This window comes from Micromonospora foliorum (assembly GCF_022229015.1).
Classification (GTDB): domain Bacteria; phylum Actinomycetota; class Actinomycetes; order Mycobacteriales; family Micromonosporaceae; genus Micromonospora; species Micromonospora foliorum.
In genome coordinates this window covers 1-17269 of sequence record NZ_JAKKFF010000025.1, presented here as the reverse complement: position 1 = coordinate 17269, position 17269 = coordinate 1, and the positions used below count along the sequence as shown (strand labels likewise).

The window sequence follows — 17269 nt, the reverse complement described above, 5'->3', positions numbered from 1 at the left end:
CGCCACGCGGGCCCTCCCCCACCCCACCGGCGCCAGCCGGGGTGGGCGTGGGCCCCCACTCGCCCGGAGCGGGAACGCCCGGCGGGCGGATCGGTCGACGCCCGCCGCCGGCCTCGGACTCGCCCGGCTCCTTCGCACCCGGCCAGGGCTTGGCCACCCGGGAGGCGAGCACGAACTCCTTACGCAGCGGGTGGCCCTCGAACTCCGGGGGCAGCAGCAGCGGCAACAGCTCCCCGTGGCCGGCGAAGTCGATGCCGAACATCTCGTGTGTCTCCCGCTCGTGCCAGGCGGCACCGGGGTAGACGTCGACCACCGAGGCGACAGTGGGCGCGCCGCGCGGCAACCGGGTACGCAGCAGCAGGCCGTGGCGCAGTCGCGTCGACCAGAGGTGCGCCACCACGTCGAAGCCCTCGGCCAACTCGTCGACGGCGGAGAGCCAGTCGAAGAAGTCGCAGGCCAGCTCGGCGTCGTCGCGGGCGGCGGAGACCGCGGTCAGCCAACTCGCCGGTGGCACATCGACGGTGGCCCGGGCGAACCGTTGCCCGCCGGAGACCGACGGGGTCGCCTCAACCGGCGCGAGCAGCGCGACCAGTCGAGCGCCGACCTCTTCGGGAGTCATGCCGCTGATCCTAGTGCCGGTCGGGCCGGCGCCTGCCCGCCGCCGATGCCCAGCGATCTGCCGGCTTTGGGCGCGGCGCACGTCCCGGCGGGGAAAGATGAGGGTGTGCGCGCTGTGACAGTGAGACCCGGGGTCGCCAACTCGCTGAACCTCGTCGAGGATCAGCCGGAGCCGGCTGCCGAGGAGGGTTCTGTCCTGGTCGAGGCACTGGCGGTGGGGATCTGCGGCACCGACCACGAGATCATCGCCGGGGAGTACGGCGAGGCGCCGCCGGGTGCGGACCGCCTGGTGATCGGGCACGAGTCACTGGGCCGGGTGATCGAGGACTCCAGCGGCACCCTGCAACCCGGTGACCTGGTGGCCGGGATCGTCCGCTACCCCGACCCGGTGCCCTGCCCGAACTGCGCGGTCGGCGAGTGGGACATGTGCAGCAACGGTCAGTACACCGAACACGGCATCAAGGGGCTGGCCGGGTTCGCCCGGGACCGCTGGCGGGTCGAACCGCGGTTCGCGGTCGCGCTCGACCCGACGCTGGCCCAGGTCGGCGTGCTGCTGGAGCCGACAAGTGTGGTGGCGAAGGCCTGGGACCACATCGAGCGGATCGGGCACCGGGCCGAGTGGCAGCCGCAGACCGTCCTGGTGACCGGGGCCGGGCCGATCGGCCTGCTGGCCGCGTTGCTCGGCACCCAGCGCGGGCTCACCGTCCACGTGCTGGACCGGGCCACCGACGGGCCGAAGCCGGAGCTGGTCGCCGGGCTCGGCGCCACCTACCACGCGGTGCCGGTCAACGACCTGCCCTTCGAGCCGGACGTGGTGATCGAGTGCACCGGCGCGCCGACGGTGGTCCTCGACGTCATGTGCAAGGCGGCCCCGACCGGAATCGTCTGCCTGGCCGGTGTGTCCAGCGGTGGCCGGAGCATCGACTTCGACGCCGGGGCTCTCAACCGGGCGCTGGTGCTGGAGAACAACGTGGTGTTCGGCTCGGTGAACGCCAACCGGCGGCACTGGAACATGGCCGCGCAGGCACTCGCCCGCGCCGACCAGGTCTGGCTCGAGTCGCTGATCACCCGGCGGGTGCCGGTGAACCGGTACGCCGACGCGTACACGCCCGGGCCGGACGACATCAAGGTGGTGCTGGAGTTCGCCTCCTGAGCGACGCCGCGCCCGATCAGATGCCCGGCAGTCGACCGTTGCGGAACAGGTCGACGAAGAGCTGGTGGTCCTGGCGGGCGCGCACCCCGTACGCGTGCGCGAAGTCCACCAGGTGGGTGACGAAGCCCGACTCGTCGGCGTCGACCGCGGCGACGATCGCCTCCTCGGTGGAGTAGTCCACCAGGTCGTGACTGGATTCGTCGTCGGCGACCGAGTGCATCCGGGCCACCGCCCGGCCAAGGTCGACGAGAACCCCGGTCAGCTCCTCCGGCTCGTTCACGTCCGACCAGTCCAGGTCGGCGGCGTACGGGGAGACCTCGGCGACGAGCTGACCGGCCCCGTTCAGCTCGGTGAAGCCCAACCACGGGTCGGCGTGCGCCTGCAACGCCCGCTGCGACTCGGCGGTCCGGTGACCCTGGTGCTGGAAGTAGCCGCGGACCGACTCGTCGGTGACGTACCGCGCCACGGCCGGCACCTGTGCCTGCTTCATGTAGATGACGACGTCGTTCTCCAGTGCCTGGGTGTGCCCCTCCAGCAGCAGGTTGTACGACGGCAGCCCGGCCGAGCCGATGCCCACCCCCTTGCGCAGCACCACGTCCTTGATCCGCGCCGCCACCGGGCGGAGCCGCGTCGAGGCGGTCGGCAGGGTGCCCAGGTAGTCCTGGAAGGCGGCGATGACCAGGTCCCGGGTGGCGTCGTCGATTTCGAAGACCCCGTCACCGATGGAGAAGCGGCGCTCGTAGTTGTCGATGGTGGTCTGCTCGGCGAGCAGGTCGACGCGGGTGTTGAGCCGGGCCCGCTGGAGCACCCGGCGCAGCACCCCGTCGGCGTTGTCCAGGGTGATCGAGCCGATCGCGTCGTCACCGCCTGCGGCGATGGCCCGCAGCTCGGTCAGGTACGACCGGGCGAACCGGGCCACCAGTTCCCCGATCGCCGTGTCGGAGAGCGCCTTGCCGTAGCCGAGCAGCGCCACGCTGGCCGCGAGCCGACGCAGGTCCCAGGTGAACGGCCCGACGTACGCCTCGTCGAAGTCGTTGACGTTGAACACCAGTTGCCCGGAGGCGTTCATGTAGGTGCCGAAGTTCTCCGCGTGCAGGTCACCGTGGATCCACACCCGGCTGGTCCGCTCGTCGGAGAACCGGTCGTCGGCGAAGTCGCCGCGCTGGTCGGCGTAGAACAGCGCGGCGCTGCCCCGGTAGAAGGCGAACGGGGAAGCCGCCATCTTGCGGAACTTGCGGCGGAAGGCGGACGGGTCGATCGCCATCGACGCGCCGAACTCCTCGGTGAGCACGTCGACGATGTGGGCGGACCGCTGGTCCACTGAGCTGCTCATAGTGCGCAGGCTAGTGCGGCGGATCCACCACGGGGTGGCGAACCAGCCACCCATCGATCGTGCTGCGTGGCGTCCAGGCGCGACGAGCGCGCCGACCTCAGGTCGCGGCGGGTGGGCGTACCGGCGGGGCGGTGAGCGAGTCGACCGAGCGTGGGGCGGCGGCCTCGCGGGGCGCGGCGTCCAGCGGCGCGGCCAGCACGTCACGTTGCGGCACACCCCCGATGCCGGACTGCTCGGCGGCGATCTTCTCCTGCAGGCGCAGGATGCCGTGCAGCAGCGCCTCCGGCCGGGGCGGGCAGCCGGGCACGTACACGTCGACCGGGATGAGCTGGTCGACGCCCTTGGTCACCGAGTACGAGTCCCAGTAGGGGCCGCCGCAGTTGGAGCAGGCGCCAAACGAGATGACGTACTTCGGCTCGGGCATCTGGTCGTAGAGCCGCTTGATCGCCGGGGCCATCTTGTCGGTCACCGTGCCGGAGACCACCATCAGGTCGGCCTGGCGGGGGCCGTGGGCGAACGGGATCACGCCGAGCCGGATGAAGTCGTGCCGACCCATGCTGGTGGCGATGAACTCGATGGCACAGCAGGCCAGACCGAAGTTGAACACCCAGAGCGAGTAGCGGCGGCCCCAGTTCAGCACGAACCGGATCGGCTCACCGAGCACTGCCGGCAGCTGCACGACCGCCCCCTTCCCTGTCCCCCACACGACAGTCAACCACAGCGCCCGGCTGCAACCCCGAGGCCCGTTCGAGGCTTCTAACGGGGTACGGCGCGCCGAGCACGACCGCCGCAACGGGGAGCACGGGAACAGCCCCGGCAGATCAGCGAGTGGTACGACCGCCTCGGGTACGGGCCCGACGGCGAACGGGGAGGGGCAGTGACAGTGATGACGGGATCCCGTGCCAACGAGCCACCGGGGGCAATCGCCGCGATGGCCGGGGTGCACACCATGACGGTGAGCTTCGACGACTTCTACCACGCGCATTTCCGCAACGTGACCACCCAGCTGGGCGCCTACACGGGCGACTTCTCGCAGGCCCAGGACCTCGCGCAGGAGGCGTTCTGCCGGGCCCTGGCCCGCTGGGACCGGCTGGCCCGGTACGACGACCCGGTCGCCTGGGTCCGTCAGGTCGCCTGGAACCTCGCCCGGAGCCGCTGGCGACGGCTCCGGACCGCCCGCAACCACCTGCTCCGGCAGCGGCGGGCCGAGGCCACGATGGCCGGGCCGACGCCCGATCGGGTGGCGATCGACGCCGCGCTGGCCCAACTGCCCGCCAACCACCGACGGGCCGTCATCCTGCACTACCTCGCCGACCTGCCGGTCAACGAGATCGCGAGTCAGGAGGGGGTGGCCGAGGGCACGGTCAAGTCCTGGCTGCACCGCGGTCGGCTGGCGCTGGCGGGGCTGCTCGACGAGAGCACCGAGGGGACAGGCAATGTCTGACATCGATCCGCGCCTACGGGACCGGTTCGCCGCGTACCGCGCCGAGACGGTCTGCCAGCTCACCGGTCCGGGACCTGACCAGGCCCGGCGTACCCTTCGTCGGCGTCGGCGCACGAAGGCGGTGGCGGTGGCCGTGACGGCGATTGCCCTGGCTGTCGCACCGATCGTCGCCAACGCCGCCCTACGGGACGACGGGTCGGTGCCGGTGCCGGCGCAGACCGGCGAGCCGACGACACCGCCGACGAGCGCTCCCGCACCGACACCGTCCACCCCGCTCACGCCCAGCACCACCACGACCACGAGTCCGGCCGCGCCGGACGGCCGGATCAGCCGGGCGCAGTTGCTGGCCGCCCGCGTCGACCTGCCGGCCTGGCCCTCGTACGCATCGAACTGCGCCACCTCGGACGTTCGGTTGCGGCCTTCGGGACGCGAGACCAGTGTGTCGACACTGGCGGACCTGGACCTGAGCTACACCGACCTGGACGGCGATGGCGCGACCGAGACGGTCGCCCTGGTCACCTGCCGGCTCGGCGAGGCCTCGGCGAAACAACTCGTGGCGTTCGACCGCGACGGGCACGGTCGGATCGTGACCATGGCTCGGGTCGTCGGCACCAAGGAGGGGTTCGACGACATCACGGACGCCGCCGTCACCGGGGACGGGAGGGTGCGGGCGGAGGTGGCGGACATCCAGCCCTGCTGCTCGACGCCGAGTTACTGGGCGCAGAAGCAGTGGCGGACGTACCGCTGGACGGGCGACGGTTTCACCCAGAGTGACGGGCCGAGGTCCTTCGGCAAGGACCCCAGGCTGACTGACCTGGTGCTGACCGGCGGCAACCTCGTACTCGGGCCGGCCGGCACCGACGGGAAGCGCCCAGGCACCCTGACCCTGACCGTGACGAACAGGGGGCCGGTGGACGTGGCGCACCTCGGCTTCGCCGAAATCGAGCGCATCGGGGCGATGAACAACGCCGACTCGTCGATCTGCGTGCCGTGGCGGGGAGGCGACGAGTCGGCGACCACCTGTCGCTCAGCCGGCCTGCGGTCCGGGGAGCGCCGGGCGTACACGTTCCATGTGCTTGTCGATCCGACCGCGCTGAACCAGCCCAGCGTCCGGGTGGTGCACTTCGACGACCAGGACCGGCACTGGCAGGACCTGACCTTCAAGGACAACTACGTGAAGGTGCGGGTGGTTTCCTGACCCGGCCGAATCGGGCCCGGCCGTACTGACGGCCGGGCCCGGTGGCGCACGGTCAGCTGGGCGCCCAGGTGGGGCGCTGGAGCAGGCTGACGAACTCGACGAGCAACCGCTCGCGCAGCGCCGACGGCGCGGCGTCGAGCAGGGTGTTCACCAGCGCCATCCGCTCCGGCAGTGGCCCTGCGTCCGAACCCGGCTCGCCGCCCAGACCCAGCCCGGCGGCCAGGCCGACGACCATCTCCGGAGTCAGTGCGTCCGGGGTGAGGGCACCGACCATCGCGCCCAACTCGGCGGGCAGCCGGACCGGGCCGGCGGCCCTGGCCGCGGCCACCGCCTCGGCCAGGTCCGGCCCGAACTCGGCCACCCGGGGCGCGACCGCGGCGGTCACCGTGAGGTGCACACTGGCGGGCAGACCGGCGTACGAGAGCTGGGGTTGGGTGTGCCAGCCCCGCGCGGTCAGCTCGTCGACCAGGACGAACAGGTCGGGGCCACCCTCGGTGGCGGTGAAGCAGACCACCGTCGACTCCGGCTCGGCCATCAGCCGCAACCCGTCGACGGCACGGACCGCGTCGGCCAGACCGGCGACCGCGTCCCGGGTGACGGCGGCCAACCGCAGGTAACCGTCGTCGCCGAGGTGCCGCACGGTGGCGTACGCGGCGGCGATCGGGCCGCCCGAGCGGGTGGACGCGATCACCGGGTTGATCATCGTGTAGCCGGGCCAGTCGGCGTACGCGAAGTACTGCGGGGCTCGCAGGGTGGCGTCGCGGTGCAGCAGCACCGACACCCCCTTCGGCGCGTACGCGTACTTGTGCAGGTCGACCGAGATGGAGGTGACCCCGGGCACCGCGAAGTCGAACGCCGGCACCGGCTCCCCGAGGCGGCGCAGGTACGGCAGGGTCCAGCCGCCGAAGCAGGCGTCCACGTGGCAGCGCACCCCGGCCTCGGCCGCGGCGGCCGCGATCTGCGCCACCGGGTCCACCACCCCGTGCGCGTACGACGGCGCGGAGCAGGCGACAAGCACCGTCTCCGGGCGGATCGCGGCGGCCATCGCGGCCGGGTCGGGGCGCAGCGTGTCCGGGGAGACCGGCACGACGTCAAGCGCCACCCGCAGGTAGTGCGCCGCCTTGGCGAACGCGGCGTGCGCGCTCGACGGCACCACGATCCGGGGTTCGGTGATCTCCGGGTGGGCGTCCCGGGCCGTCTTGACGGCGAGGATCAGCGACTCGGTGCCGCCGCTGGTGACGCTGCCGACGACGTCCGGGGCGGTGGTGCCCGGGCCGGCGCCGAGCACCCGGCCGGCGGCGCCGACGAGCGCGTTCTCCATGGCCAGCAGGGACGGGAACGCGGTCGGGTCCAACCCGTTGACGTGGGCGCTCTCCCGGTGGGCGGCGGCGGCCAGCTCGTCCAGCCCCGGCACTGCCGGGTCGTAGACGTACGCGAACAGCCGTCCCCCGTGGGTGGGCCGGTCCGCGCCCCGCAACTGCCGAACCTCGGAGAGGGCAACGTCGGCGGGAACGCCGGCAGCGGAGAGCGCCCCGGCCTCAACCCTGTTCTCGTCGATCATGGAGTCATGGTGCCCTTCTCGTGACGGTCAACGACTTTCGTCCCCCGCCACAACTCCGTGATCGACCCGGTCGCTGTGGGCGGTGAGGGTGTACTGGCGGAGCAGGAGGATCGGAGGGGCGATCAGCAGGGCCGGGATCAGCGTGAAGCCGAGGAGCACGCCCAGTCTCGCCGTGTCGGACTGGGCCGCCGCCGAGCCGGTGTCGGAGGAGACGTAGCCGGAGAGCTGGAGCACCAGCCCGTAGATGCCCGGGCCGAGCGCCAGGCCGAAGGTCTCCCCGGCGGTCCACAGCCCGGTGAAGACGCCCGCCTGCCGTCGACCGGTGCGCGCCGTCTCGTGCGCGATGCAGTCCGGCAACATGGCCAGCGCGAAGACCTGCTGCCCGGCGTACCCCACGCCGATCAGCGCGACCACGAGATAGACGGCGACCGGCGGCAGCACCGGCGCGGCGACCAGGGCGAACGCGCCGACGGCGAGGATCAGCGAGGCGACGACAAGCGCGGTCCGCTTGCCCAGCCGGGCACCGATCCGGGTCCAGATCGGCATCACCAGCAGCGCCGGCCCGACGAAGCAGACGAAGAGCAGGGTCGGGCCGCTCTCCTCGTCGCGCAGGATCTGCCCCGCGAAGTAGTTGACCCCGGCCAGGATCGTGGCCACCCCGGCGGACTGCACCACGAAGCAGATCAGCAACGCCCGGAACGGCCGGTTGGCGCCGGCCACGGCGAGCTGGGCGCGCAGGGTCGGCTCGCTCTCGCCCACCGTGCCGGTCGGCGCGGACCGGGTGCCCAGGAACGCGCCGATCGCGCCGAGGGCGATCAGCACGGCCACGAACAGGCCCATCCAGCGGTGCCCGACCACGCCGTCACCGCCGGCGCTCACGACCAGCGGCGCGACCGCGCCGGAGACCAGGATGGCCAGCGCCAGCACCGCGATCCGCCAGGTCATCAACCGGGTGCGCTCGGCGTAGTCGCCGGTCAACTCCGCCGGCATCGCCACGTACGGCACCTGGAAGAAGGCGAACGCGGTGGCGGTGGCGAGGAAGGCGAACGCCACGTACGCCACGGCGGCCGGACCGTTACCGAAGGGCGCGGCGAAGATCGACGCGAACAGGACGGCGAGCGCGAGGCCGGCGACGAGCAGGTACGGCCGGCGGGCACCCCACCGTGACCGGGTGCGGTCGGAGATCCGCCCGGCGACCGGGTTGACCAGCACGTCCCATGCCTTGGGCAGCAGCACCAGCAGGGCGGCCAGCCCGGCGGCCACGCCCAGGGTGTCGGTCAGGTACGGCAGCAGCAGCAGGCCGGGCACGGTGCCGAACGCTCCGGTCGCCAGTGAACCGAGCGCGTAGCCGGCGTGCACCGATCGGGGCAGCGAGCCGGTGGCTGACGAGCCGGCGCCCGGCGGCGTTTTCATGGGCCCGAATGTTACTCACGTTAGGACGGCGGTCACATCCCCTCATCAGGCGACCAGCCCGCCGCCGTGATGTCCACCCCCTCGCCGCGCAGCGGCACTCCCTCGGCCCGCAGTCGGGCCCGCGCCTCCCGCTCGTGCCCCGGCGGCAGGCGACCACTCGCCGTCACCACCCGGTGCCAGGGCACCGAGCCTCCGTGCCGGGCCATGATGTTGCCGACCAACCGGGCCGAGGCGCGTCCCGAACGCTCGGACAGCGCGTCGGCCACCCCGCCGTAGGACATGACCCGACCCTCCGGGATCCGCTCCACCAGGTCGAGCACCGCCTCGACGTACTCGTCAGGAGTCACAATCCGCCACCATATGGGAACGCCGCCGGGCGGTGCGGCCGTGACCACGCAGAATGGTCGGGTGCGCGACGCAGTCACGACGGCCCGGCGGGTCGTCGTCAAGATCGGATCCTCCTCGTTGACCACCGCCACCGGCGGGTTGGCCGACGAGCGCGTCGACACGCTCGTCGACACCCTTGGTCGGCTCACCGCCGAAGGCCGCGAGGTGGTGCTGGTGTCCTCCGGCGCCATCGCCGCCGGGCTCGCCCCGCTCGGGTTGTCCCGACGCCCGCGCGACCTGGCCACCCAGCAGGCCGCCGCCAGCGTCGGGCAGGGGCTACTGATCGGCAGGTACGCGGCCAGCTTCGCCCGGCACGGCCGCACCGTCGGCCAGGTGCTGCTCACCGTCGACGACGTGACCCGGCGGGCGCACTACCGCAACGCGTACCGGACGCTGCGCAAGCTGCTCGACCTGCGGGCGGTGCCGATCGTCAACGAGAACGACACGGTGGCCACCCAGGAGATCCGGTTCGGCGACAACGACCGGCTGGCCGCGCTGGTGGCCGCGCTGGTGCACGCCGACCTGCTGGTGCTCCTCTCCGACGTGGACGCGCTCTGGACCGGCGACCCCACCAACCCGCACTCGACCCGGATCGCCGAGGTGCGCGACGACGCGGACCTCGCCGGCATCACCATCGGCGGGGCCGGCCGGTCCGGCGTCGGCACCGGTGGCATGGTGACCAAGGTCGAGGCGGCCCGGATCGCCACCGGCTTCGGCATCCCGGTGGTGCTCACCGCCGCCGACCTGGCCACGCAGGCGCTGGCCGGCGAACCGGTCGGCACGCTCTTCCACCCGCAGCGGCAACGCCCGACGGCCCGGCTGTTCTGGCTGGCCCACGCCACCTCGCCCCGGGGCCGGCTGCACCTCGACCCGGGCGCGGTCGCCGCCGTCGTCGGGCGGCGCAAGTCGCTGCTCCCGGCCGGCATCACCGCCGTGGACGGCACGTTCACAGCCGGCGACCCGGTGGACCTGGTGGACACCGCCGGCGCATCGGTCGCCCGAGGGCTGGTCAACTACGACGCGGTGGAGCTGCCCGGGCTGCTCGGCCGCTCCACGTCCGAACTCGCCGCGGCGCTCGGCCCGGCGTACGAACGAGAGGTCGTCCACCGCGACGACCTGGTGCTGCTCTAAGGAGTTAATTATGAGCGTGGTTGAGCAGGCGCGACGGGCGCGGGACGCCGCCGCGGAGTTGGCCGTTGCCACGCGTACGGTCAAGGACGCCGCGCTGGTGGCGATGGCCGACGCGCTGGTGGTGCGTACCCCGGAGATCCTGACCGCGAACGGGACGGACCTGGCGGCCGGCCGCGAGGCCGGGCTGAGCGCGGCCGTGCTGGACCGGCTCGCGCTCGACGCGGGTCGGGTGACCGGCATCGCCGACGCCCTGCGTGAGATGGCCGCGTTGCCCGACCCGGTCGGCGAGGTGGTCCGCGGGTCCACCCTGCCCAACGGCCTGGAGCTGCGCCAGATCCGGGTGCCGTTCGGGGTGGTCGGCATCATCTACGAGGCGCGGCCCAACGTGACCGTGGACGCCGCGGGGATCTGCCTCAAGTCCGGCAACGCGGCGCTGCTGCGTGGGTCGTCGTCGGCCGCGCACTCGAACGCCGCGCTGGTCGCGGTGCTGCGCGACGCGGTCGCCGGGGCCGGTCTGCCCGCCGACGCGGTGCAGTTGCTCGACGCCAGCTCCCGTGACTCGGTCAAGGAGCTGATGCGCGCCCGAGGGCTCGTCGACGTGCTCATTCCGCGCGGTGGCGCGTCGCTGATCCGCACCGTGGTCGAGGAGTCGACCGTGCCGGTGATCGAGACCGGGGTGGGCAACTGCCACGTCTACGTCGACGCCGCCGCCGACCTGGCGAAGGCCGTCGCGGTGACGCTGAACGCCAAGACGCAACGCCTGTCCACCTGCAACACCGCCGAGTCGCTGCTGGTGCACGCCGGCATCGCCGACGCGTTCCTGCCGCCGGTGCTGGCCGCGTTCGCCGAGGCGGGGGTGACCGTGCACGGTTCACCCGAGGTCGCCGCGTACTCCGCCGCCGTGGTCCCGGCCACCGAGGAGGACTACGCCACCGAGTACCTGTCCGCCGACATCTCGGTGGCGGTGGTCGACTCGCTGGACGCGGCGGTCGCGCACATCCGCCGCTTCGGCACCGGGCACACGGAGGCGATCCTCACCGACTCGGCGAGCGCGGCCCGCGACTTCGTCGCGAGGGTGGACGCGGCGGCGGTGATGGTGAACGCCTCGACCCGGTTCACCGACGGGGGCGAGTTCGGCTTCGGCGCGGAGATCGGCATCTCCACGCAGAAGCTGCACGCCCGCGGTCCGATGGGCCTGCCCGAGCTGACCAGCACCAAGTACGTCGTCACCGGCGACGGGCACCTGCGCTAGAGGCGGGGCGGTTCAGCCGGGCGGCGCGGGCCGGGCCGCCCGGATCGCGGCCAGCGTGGCGTGCACGTCGAACTGGTGGCCGTCCTCGCTCTCCCAGCCGCCGTCGCTGCGCTGGGTCTCGGTCAGCCGGCGCAGCGCCCGCACCATGATCCAGTCTTGTGGGTCGACGCCGGCGCGGCGCAGCGTGGCCGCCAGCCACGCCACGTCCCCCGGGGACATCTTCGGCATCCGCTCGGCGAGCACCACCTGGATCCGCGCCGACTCCTGGAACATCTCCTGCCGGTGCAGCACGGCCGCGCTCAGCCAACCGGCGGCGAGGAACGACGGCCAGCTACCGTCCGGGCGCAGCCGCGCGGCGAGCGAGTGGGCCGCCGCCTGCACCACCCCGGCGTACGCCCCGCCGACCCGATGATCGAGCGGACCCGAGGCCCGGGCGTCCAGGCCGGCGACGGTGAGCCAGAAACCGGCGTTGGCCGACACGAGGAACCCGGCCTCCGGGTCGCCGGGCCGGGCCCACTCAGGGGCCGAGTCGGCAAGCGACGCGTCCTCTTCCCAACCGCCGTCGGCCTGCTGCCGGGACGCCAGCCAGTCCAGTGCGCGGCGGGCGGCGGGACGGCCGAGCGCGCCCAGGTCGTCCAGCTCGGCGAGCCGGAAGCAGGTGGCGTCGATCGAGGCGATCTCGCCGCCCCAGGTGGCCGGCCAACCGCCGTCCGGCGACTGGCCGACCTCGGCCGTCGCCAGCAACTCGGCGGGCACGGTGGTGCCGTTGCGGAGCCAGGAGAGGCGGGCGCGTTCCACCGCATCCCCATGCGCCACGACGTACCCGATCGCGGCTTCCAAGTCGACCACGGCGGAGACGCTACCTGCGCAGACGCGATGCCGCCTCAGAGAATCGGCCAGCCCGGAATGGCTGCGTCGCTCCGGTCGTACGGCCGCTCGGCGTCATCTGCGTCGATTTGCCGGGGCGGCGGGCTGGATCTCGCCGGGGCGGCCGGTCCGGCCGGGGCGGCCGTGCGGGCCGGTCCGGCTCGGCGGCGTGGCCGCCCCGGTTCGATCGTCAGTACGCGGGCAGTGACGGGTCGATCTGCTTGATCCAGGAGAGCACGCCGCCCTGCACGTGCACGGCGTCCTTGAATCCGGCCGCCTTGAGCGCGGCGAGCGCCTCCGCGGAGCGGACACCGGACTTGCAGTGCAGCACGATCTGCCGGTCCTGCGGGAGCTTCGCGAGGGCCTCACCGGAGATGATGTCGCCCTTGGGGATCAGGGTGGCGCCGGGGATCCGGACGATCTCGTACTCGGCCGGCTCGCGCACGTCGACGAGGAAGATGTCCTTGCCGGCGTCCTGCCACTCCTTGAGCTCCAGGGCGGTGATGGTCGAGTCGAGCGTCGCCTCCTGGGCCTCCTCGGAGACCGCGCCGCAGAAGTCCTCGTAGTCTTCCAGCAGGTCGGTGACCGTCGGGTTGTCACCGCAGAGCGCGCAGTTCGGGTCCTTGCGGACCTTGATCTTGCGGTATTCCATCTCCAGCGCGTCGTAGACCATCAGGCGGCCGACCAGCGGCTCACCGATGCCGGTGAGCAGCTTGATCGCCTCGTTCACCTGGATCGAGCCGATCGACGCGCAGAGCACGCCGAGCACGCCACCCTCGGCGCAGGACGGAACCATGCCGGGCGGCGGCGGCTCCGGGTAGAGGCAGCGGTAGCAGGGGCCGTGCTCGGCCCAGAACACCGACGCCTGGCCGTCGAAGCGGTAGATCGAGCCCCAGACGTACGGCTTACCGAGCAGCACCGCCGCGTCGTTGACCATGTAGCGGGTGGCGAAGTTGTCGGTGCCGTCCACGATCAGGTCGTACTGGGCGAAGATCTCGCGGACGTTCTCCCGGTCCAGCGCGGTGTTGTGGATCTCCACGTTGACCAGCGGGTTGATCTCGCGGATCGACGCGGCGGCGGACTCGGCCTTGGACCGGCCGATGTCGGAGACGCCGTGGATGATCTGGCGCTGCAGGTTGGACTCGTCGACGGTGTCGAAGTCGATGATGCCGAGCGTGCCGACCCCGGCCGCGGCGAGGTACATCAGGGCGGGCGACCCGAGGCCACCGGCGCCGACACAGAGCACCCGGGCGTTCTTCAGCCGCTTCTGGCCGGTCACCCCGACGTCCGGAATGATCAAGTGACGGGAGTAGCGGCGGATCTCGTCTACGGTCAGCTCGGCGGCGGGCTCGACGAGCGGGGGCAACGACACGGTGGACTCCCCGGGATCGGCGGTGTGAACCGCGCCATTGTTGCTCGCGGGAGCCCCGCTCGGCCATGAGGGACGACACGTGGTCCGGTATGCGGGAGCGGGAATAACCGACGAGCCGGCCGATCAGGGGACGATGTCCCCCGCGTAGCGACGACCGTCGAGGTATGGCCAGGCGTTGGCGACGCAGCCCTGCAGGCCGTACGTCTGCTGCTGCATCACCGGGGCGGGCTCCCCCGGGCCGGGGCACGCCTCGTGCTCCTCGCCGAACTCGTGTCCCACCTCGTGGTTGATGACGTACGTCCGGTAGGTGTCCAGGGAAGCGCCGTAGTCGGGGACCGCCTCCATCCAGCGGGCCAGGTTGATGATGACCTGGCCGGGCAGGCGACAGGAGGTGTAGCCCTCGGTGGTCAACCCGCCCTCGGCGCACATCCGCTCGGAGGTGACCGGGGTGGCCAGGTAGATGGTGAAGTCGGCGGCCCCGGCGTCGGCCACCCGTTGCACCCGCAGCTCATCGGACGCGATCCAACTGCGCGGGTCGGCCAGCACCTCGTCCACCCTGGCGGCGAACACGTCGGCGTCCTGGCCGGCGCCGCGTTCGACGACGACCCGGTAACGGCGCAGCGGCCCGTCCGTGCCGTGCACGGGTGTCTCGCCGTCGGCCACCGTGAAGCGTCCCGCTCCGACCGACGGGTAGCTGGTGGGCGCCGGGTGCGCGGCCACCCCACCTCCGTGGCCCATTCCGCCCTGGGTGGTGGCCGGCGGCTCGCCTGACGGCTCACCGCCCCGGCTCACCGTCACGCCGATGGCGGCGGCGAGCACGAGCAGGCCGAGCAGCATGCTGCGGCGACGACGCCGGTGCATCCGAACGAACGCGGGACGCACACCCCGAAACGCCGACCGGTGGTCGGGCGGCCGGGGCGGGCCGTAAGGGGACGACGGCGTCATGGAGTCAAGCGTGCCAGATTATTCGGGCATTTCTCCATTTTTATCGCTATTGCCGCAAGCCGCCTGATGGGGGTCAGTGGTCGGCGTGTCGAGCCGATCGACTCAGAGAGCGGGGCCGGTGTACCGACGTCCGTTCAGGTACGGCCACGGGTTGACCCGGCACCCGTTGAGGAAGAGCGTCTGCTGCATCATCACCGGCGCCGGCCGGCCCGCACCGGGGCAGCGCTCGTGCCGATGCCCAAGCTGGTGACCCACCTCGTGGTTGACCACGTACGTCCGGTAGACGGTCAGCGGCACGCCGGCCGAGACGAAGTGCGGCACGGACAACCGCCACCGATCCAGGTTGATGATCACCTGGCCGGGCGCCCGACAGGACGTGTACGGCCGACCGCCGATCCGGATGTCCACCCCACCCTCGGCGCACATCCGACCCGCGGTGCGGGCGGTGGCCAGGTAGACCGTGAAGTCCCGAGGCGCAGCCCCGGGCACCTGCTGTAGCCGCAGCCGGCCGCTGTCGACCCAACTGCCCGGCCCGGCGAGCGCCACCTGAACCGCCTGGGCGAACTCGGCGGCGTCCGCACCACTGCCCGACTCCACCGCGACCCGGTAACGCCGCAGCTCACCCGCCCGACCCAGCACCGGACCGGAGCGGGGGTGGTAGCCGAACCTGCCCGTGCCGGCGCTCGGCACCGCTCCTGGCACCCGCAACACCGGGGGCAGGCTGGACGGCACCGCGGCGGAGGGCGACGGCTCGGCCGATGGGTGCAGCGGCCCGGCCACCAGCGGCGGCGGGGTGCGGATCTCGTCGGCGGCCAGCCGGTCGGCACCGGGGTGCCCGCCCGGCCCCTCGGCGATCACAGTCACCGCCGCGCCGACGGCCACCACCACCGCCACCAGTTGGGCGAGCAGCGCGAAACATCGCCGACGGCGACCAGGGAGGCGGGCTGAGCTGGGCATCCACGTCAGCCTGCCAGATCGGACCGCCCCGCGGCGTCCTCCGTTTCGGCGAGCAGGCCGACCACCGCGCGGGCAACCAGCCGGGGAACCTCCAACTGCGCCACATGACCGACCCCGTCGAGCATCATCAATCGGCTGTCCGGAATGACCCGGGCGGTCTGCGGCGCGACCCGCACGTCGACCAGGCGGTCCTGGCGACCGCCCACCACCAGGGTCGGTGCGCGCACCGCCTCGGCGAGACGCCACAGCGACCCCGGCCCCGGCAGGTACGCCCGCAGGAAGCTGGAGACCAGCCCACGGAACGTCCGGACGTACGCGGCGGCGTAGTGCTCCGCCTCGTACCGCACCCGGATCTCCTCCAGCGCCTCGGCCCGGCGCTGATCGCAGATCCGGCTGAGGTCGGCCACGCACGCCTCCAGCACCTGCTGGGCCATCACCTCGGGCGCGAGCTGGGTGAGTCTCCGGGCGACCAGCCGTTCACCGCGTGGAATGGCGAGCACCGGCAGCATCCGCCCCTGCAACGAGCGCCGGAAATCCAGGAAGGGCAGCGCCGGGGAGATCAGGGTGAGGGTTCGGACCAGGTCCGGCCGGAGCCCGGCGACCTGGACCGCGACCGCGCCGCCCAGCGAGTTGCCGAACAGGTGCACCGGCCCTCGACCGGAATGCTCGATCCAGCGGACGACCAGATCCGCGAAGGCCGGGATCGTGTAACGGGGGCCCGGCTCGCTACGGCCGAAGCCGGGCAGGTCGATGGCCTGACCGTCCAGCCGGTCGGCGAGCAGCCCGGCGAGGTCGGTCCAGTTCTGCGACGACCCGCCCAGCCCGTGCACATAAAGCGCCGGTTCCGCGCCATCGGCGGTGGCCGGGGTGTCCCGCACGTACGTGACCCGGCCGTCGAGGCGGACTTCCCGGCCCGGCCACGGCGGCGGGACACGGTGGTCGGGGAGCAGGTGGTCCGGCCAGAGGGTGGCGCTTCTCATCGTTCCAGTCTGCCCCGGACCACTCAGGACAGCAGCGCCTCCAGCCGACGGTTGACCGCCGCGAGCGTCGCCCGGACCACCGCCTGACGCGGATCACCCGCGACCAGGGCCGACCCGGCGAGCTGCTCGACCCAACCCTCACAGACCAGCAACGCCACCACGGTGGCCACCTCGCAATTGCCGAACGGCACCACCGCCGCGTGTTCGACGAAGCAGCGCCCCCGCTCGGCGTTGTCGGCGCCGCGCAGCAACTCGTCCACCGCGGCAGCCGCCGCCACCGCGCAGAGCCGCAGCACGTAGCCGTCCACCGCCGGCCCGGTGGCGTACCCGGAGGCGCTGTCGCCCCCGGCCAGCAGCCGGACCTCCACGTTCGCGTCCAGGCCGAAGGTGCTGACCTGCACGTGGTCGATCACCACGCGCGGCCCCGGCGTGTCGCCGGTCTCCAGCGGCCGGGACGGCGCGGACTCCGTCGTGGTCACCTGACCACCGGAGTACGACGTGCCCAGCGTCGCCGGGCTACCGGTCGCGGCACCGGCCGGCGCGGCCGAGACCGATCCGGGCTCCTCCACCGTGGCGCGACCCCGGTGCGGGGCGTTCGACCGGCGGCGGCGCGTCGGGTCCGTGCTGGTCCGCTGCTCCGGGCCGGCCGGTGCAGCCT

At 72.7% G+C, this 17269-nt stretch carries 16 protein-coding genes and 1 pseudogene; 5 read left to right on the top strand and 12 right to left on the bottom strand.

What is annotated here, in order from left to right; all coding sequences use genetic code 11:
• On the bottom strand, positions 1-619 hold a 619-nt coding region (locus PSH25_RS02665), incomplete at its 3' end, for an NADH-quinone oxidoreductase subunit C (protein WP_238657430.1).
• A gap of 105 nt (positions 620-724) precedes the next feature.
• On the opposite strand from PSH25_RS02665, the gene PSH25_RS02660 reads away from it, so the two are divergent.
• Positions 725-1771, top strand: a complete 1047-nt coding sequence (locus PSH25_RS02660) for a glucose 1-dehydrogenase (protein WP_238657429.1) — start codon at positions 725-727, stop codon at positions 1769-1771.
• 16 nt (positions 1772-1787) lie between these two features.
• Here PSH25_RS02660 and PSH25_RS02655 read toward each other — a convergent pair whose 3' ends face one another.
• Together PSH25_RS02655 and PSH25_RS02650 are read right to left on the bottom strand one after the other, a co-directional pair.
• Positions 1788-3104 (bottom strand): DUF2252 domain-containing protein, encoded by a 1317-nt coding sequence (locus tag PSH25_RS02655; RefSeq protein WP_238657428.1) that lies wholly within the window; start codon positions 3102-3104, stop codon positions 1788-1790.
• A gap of 97 nt (positions 3105-3201) precedes the next feature.
• Positions 3202-3783, bottom strand: a complete 582-nt coding sequence (locus PSH25_RS02650) for an NADH-quinone oxidoreductase subunit B (RefSeq protein WP_238657427.1) — start codon at positions 3781-3783, stop codon at positions 3202-3204.
• Positions 3784-3990: 207 nt separating this feature from the next.
• On the opposite strand from PSH25_RS02650, the gene PSH25_RS02645 reads away from it, so the two are divergent.
• Both PSH25_RS02645 and PSH25_RS02640 read left to right on the top strand, forming a co-directional pair.
• Positions 3991-4548, top strand: coding sequence for a SigE family RNA polymerase sigma factor (locus PSH25_RS02645; RefSeq protein WP_372492700.1), 558 nt, complete (start codon positions 3991-3993; stop codon positions 4546-4548).
• Positions 4541-5746 carry a hypothetical protein gene (locus tag PSH25_RS02640; protein WP_238657426.1) on the top strand — a complete coding sequence of 402 codons (1206 nt, stop codon included), beginning with the start codon at positions 4541-4543 and terminating at the stop codon, positions 5744-5746. The genes PSH25_RS02645 and PSH25_RS02640 overlap by 8 nt, the downstream gene beginning before the upstream one ends.
• 52 nt (positions 5747-5798) lie before the next feature.
• On the opposite strand, the gene PSH25_RS02635 is transcribed toward PSH25_RS02640, so the two are convergent.
• Genes PSH25_RS02635 through PSH25_RS02625 form a run of 3 tightly spaced genes read right to left on the bottom strand, consistent with a single transcriptional unit; the run spans position 5799 to position 9067 of the window.
• Entirely contained in the window at positions 5799-7307 is a 1509-nt protein-coding gene (locus tag PSH25_RS02635; RefSeq protein WP_238657425.1) for a pyridoxal phosphate-dependent decarboxylase family protein, read from the bottom strand.
• Positions 7308-7334: 27 nt separating this feature from the next.
• Positions 7335-8720, bottom strand: a complete 1386-nt coding sequence (locus tag PSH25_RS02630; protein WP_238657424.1) for an MFS transporter — start codon at positions 8718-8720, stop codon at positions 7335-7337.
• A 32-nt stretch (positions 8721-8752) separates the two neighbouring features.
• A complete protein-coding gene (locus PSH25_RS02625; RefSeq protein WP_238657423.1) occupies positions 8753-9067 on the bottom strand; it encodes an MGMT family protein in 315 nt (104 codons plus the stop codon).
• 13 nt (positions 9068-9080) lie between these two features.
• On the opposite strand from PSH25_RS02625, the gene proB reads away from it, so the two are divergent.
• On the top strand, positions 9081-10238 hold the full coding sequence (proB, locus tag PSH25_RS02620; protein ID WP_238657422.1) for a glutamate 5-kinase: 1158 nt from the start codon (positions 9081-9083) through the stop codon (positions 10236-10238).
• A 10-nt stretch (positions 10239-10248) separates the two neighbouring features.
• Complete coding sequence (locus PSH25_RS02615) at positions 10249-11490, top strand: glutamate-5-semialdehyde dehydrogenase (protein ID WP_238657421.1); 1242 nt, start codon at positions 10249-10251, stop codon at positions 11488-11490.
• Between the two features lie 12 nt (positions 11491-11502).
• Here the strand turns inward: PSH25_RS02615 and PSH25_RS02610 are convergent, their stop codons facing one another.
• The 6 genes and pseudogenes from PSH25_RS02610 to PSH25_RS02585 all read right to left on the bottom strand — a co-directional run.
• Complete coding sequence (locus PSH25_RS02610; RefSeq protein WP_238657431.1) at positions 11503-12390, bottom strand: prenyltransferase/squalene oxidase repeat-containing protein; 888 nt, start codon at positions 12388-12390, stop codon at positions 11503-11505.
• Positions 12391-12547: 157 nt separating this feature from the next.
• Positions 12548-13729: an adenylyltransferase/sulfurtransferase MoeZ gene (gene moeZ / locus PSH25_RS02605; RefSeq protein ID WP_238657420.1), complete on the bottom strand. Its 1182-nt coding sequence runs from the start codon at positions 13727-13729 to the stop codon at positions 12548-12550.
• A 123-nt stretch (positions 13730-13852) separates the two neighbouring features.
• On the bottom strand, positions 13853-14590 hold the full coding sequence (locus PSH25_RS02600; protein WP_238657419.1) for a DUF3152 domain-containing protein: 738 nt from the start codon (positions 14588-14590) through the stop codon (positions 13853-13855).
• A 186-nt stretch (positions 14591-14776) separates the two neighbouring features.
• Positions 14777-15631, bottom strand: coding sequence for a DUF3152 domain-containing protein (locus PSH25_RS02595; protein ID WP_238657418.1), 855 nt, complete (start codon positions 15629-15631; stop codon positions 14777-14779).
• 5 nt (positions 15632-15636) lie between these two features.
• A complete protein-coding gene (locus PSH25_RS02590) occupies positions 15637-16611 on the bottom strand; it encodes an alpha/beta fold hydrolase (protein ID WP_238657417.1) in 975 nt (324 codons plus the stop codon).
• 23 nt (positions 16612-16634) lie between these two features.
• Positions 16635-17269, bottom strand: a pseudogene (locus tag PSH25_RS02585) (hypothetical protein); the annotation flags it as partial.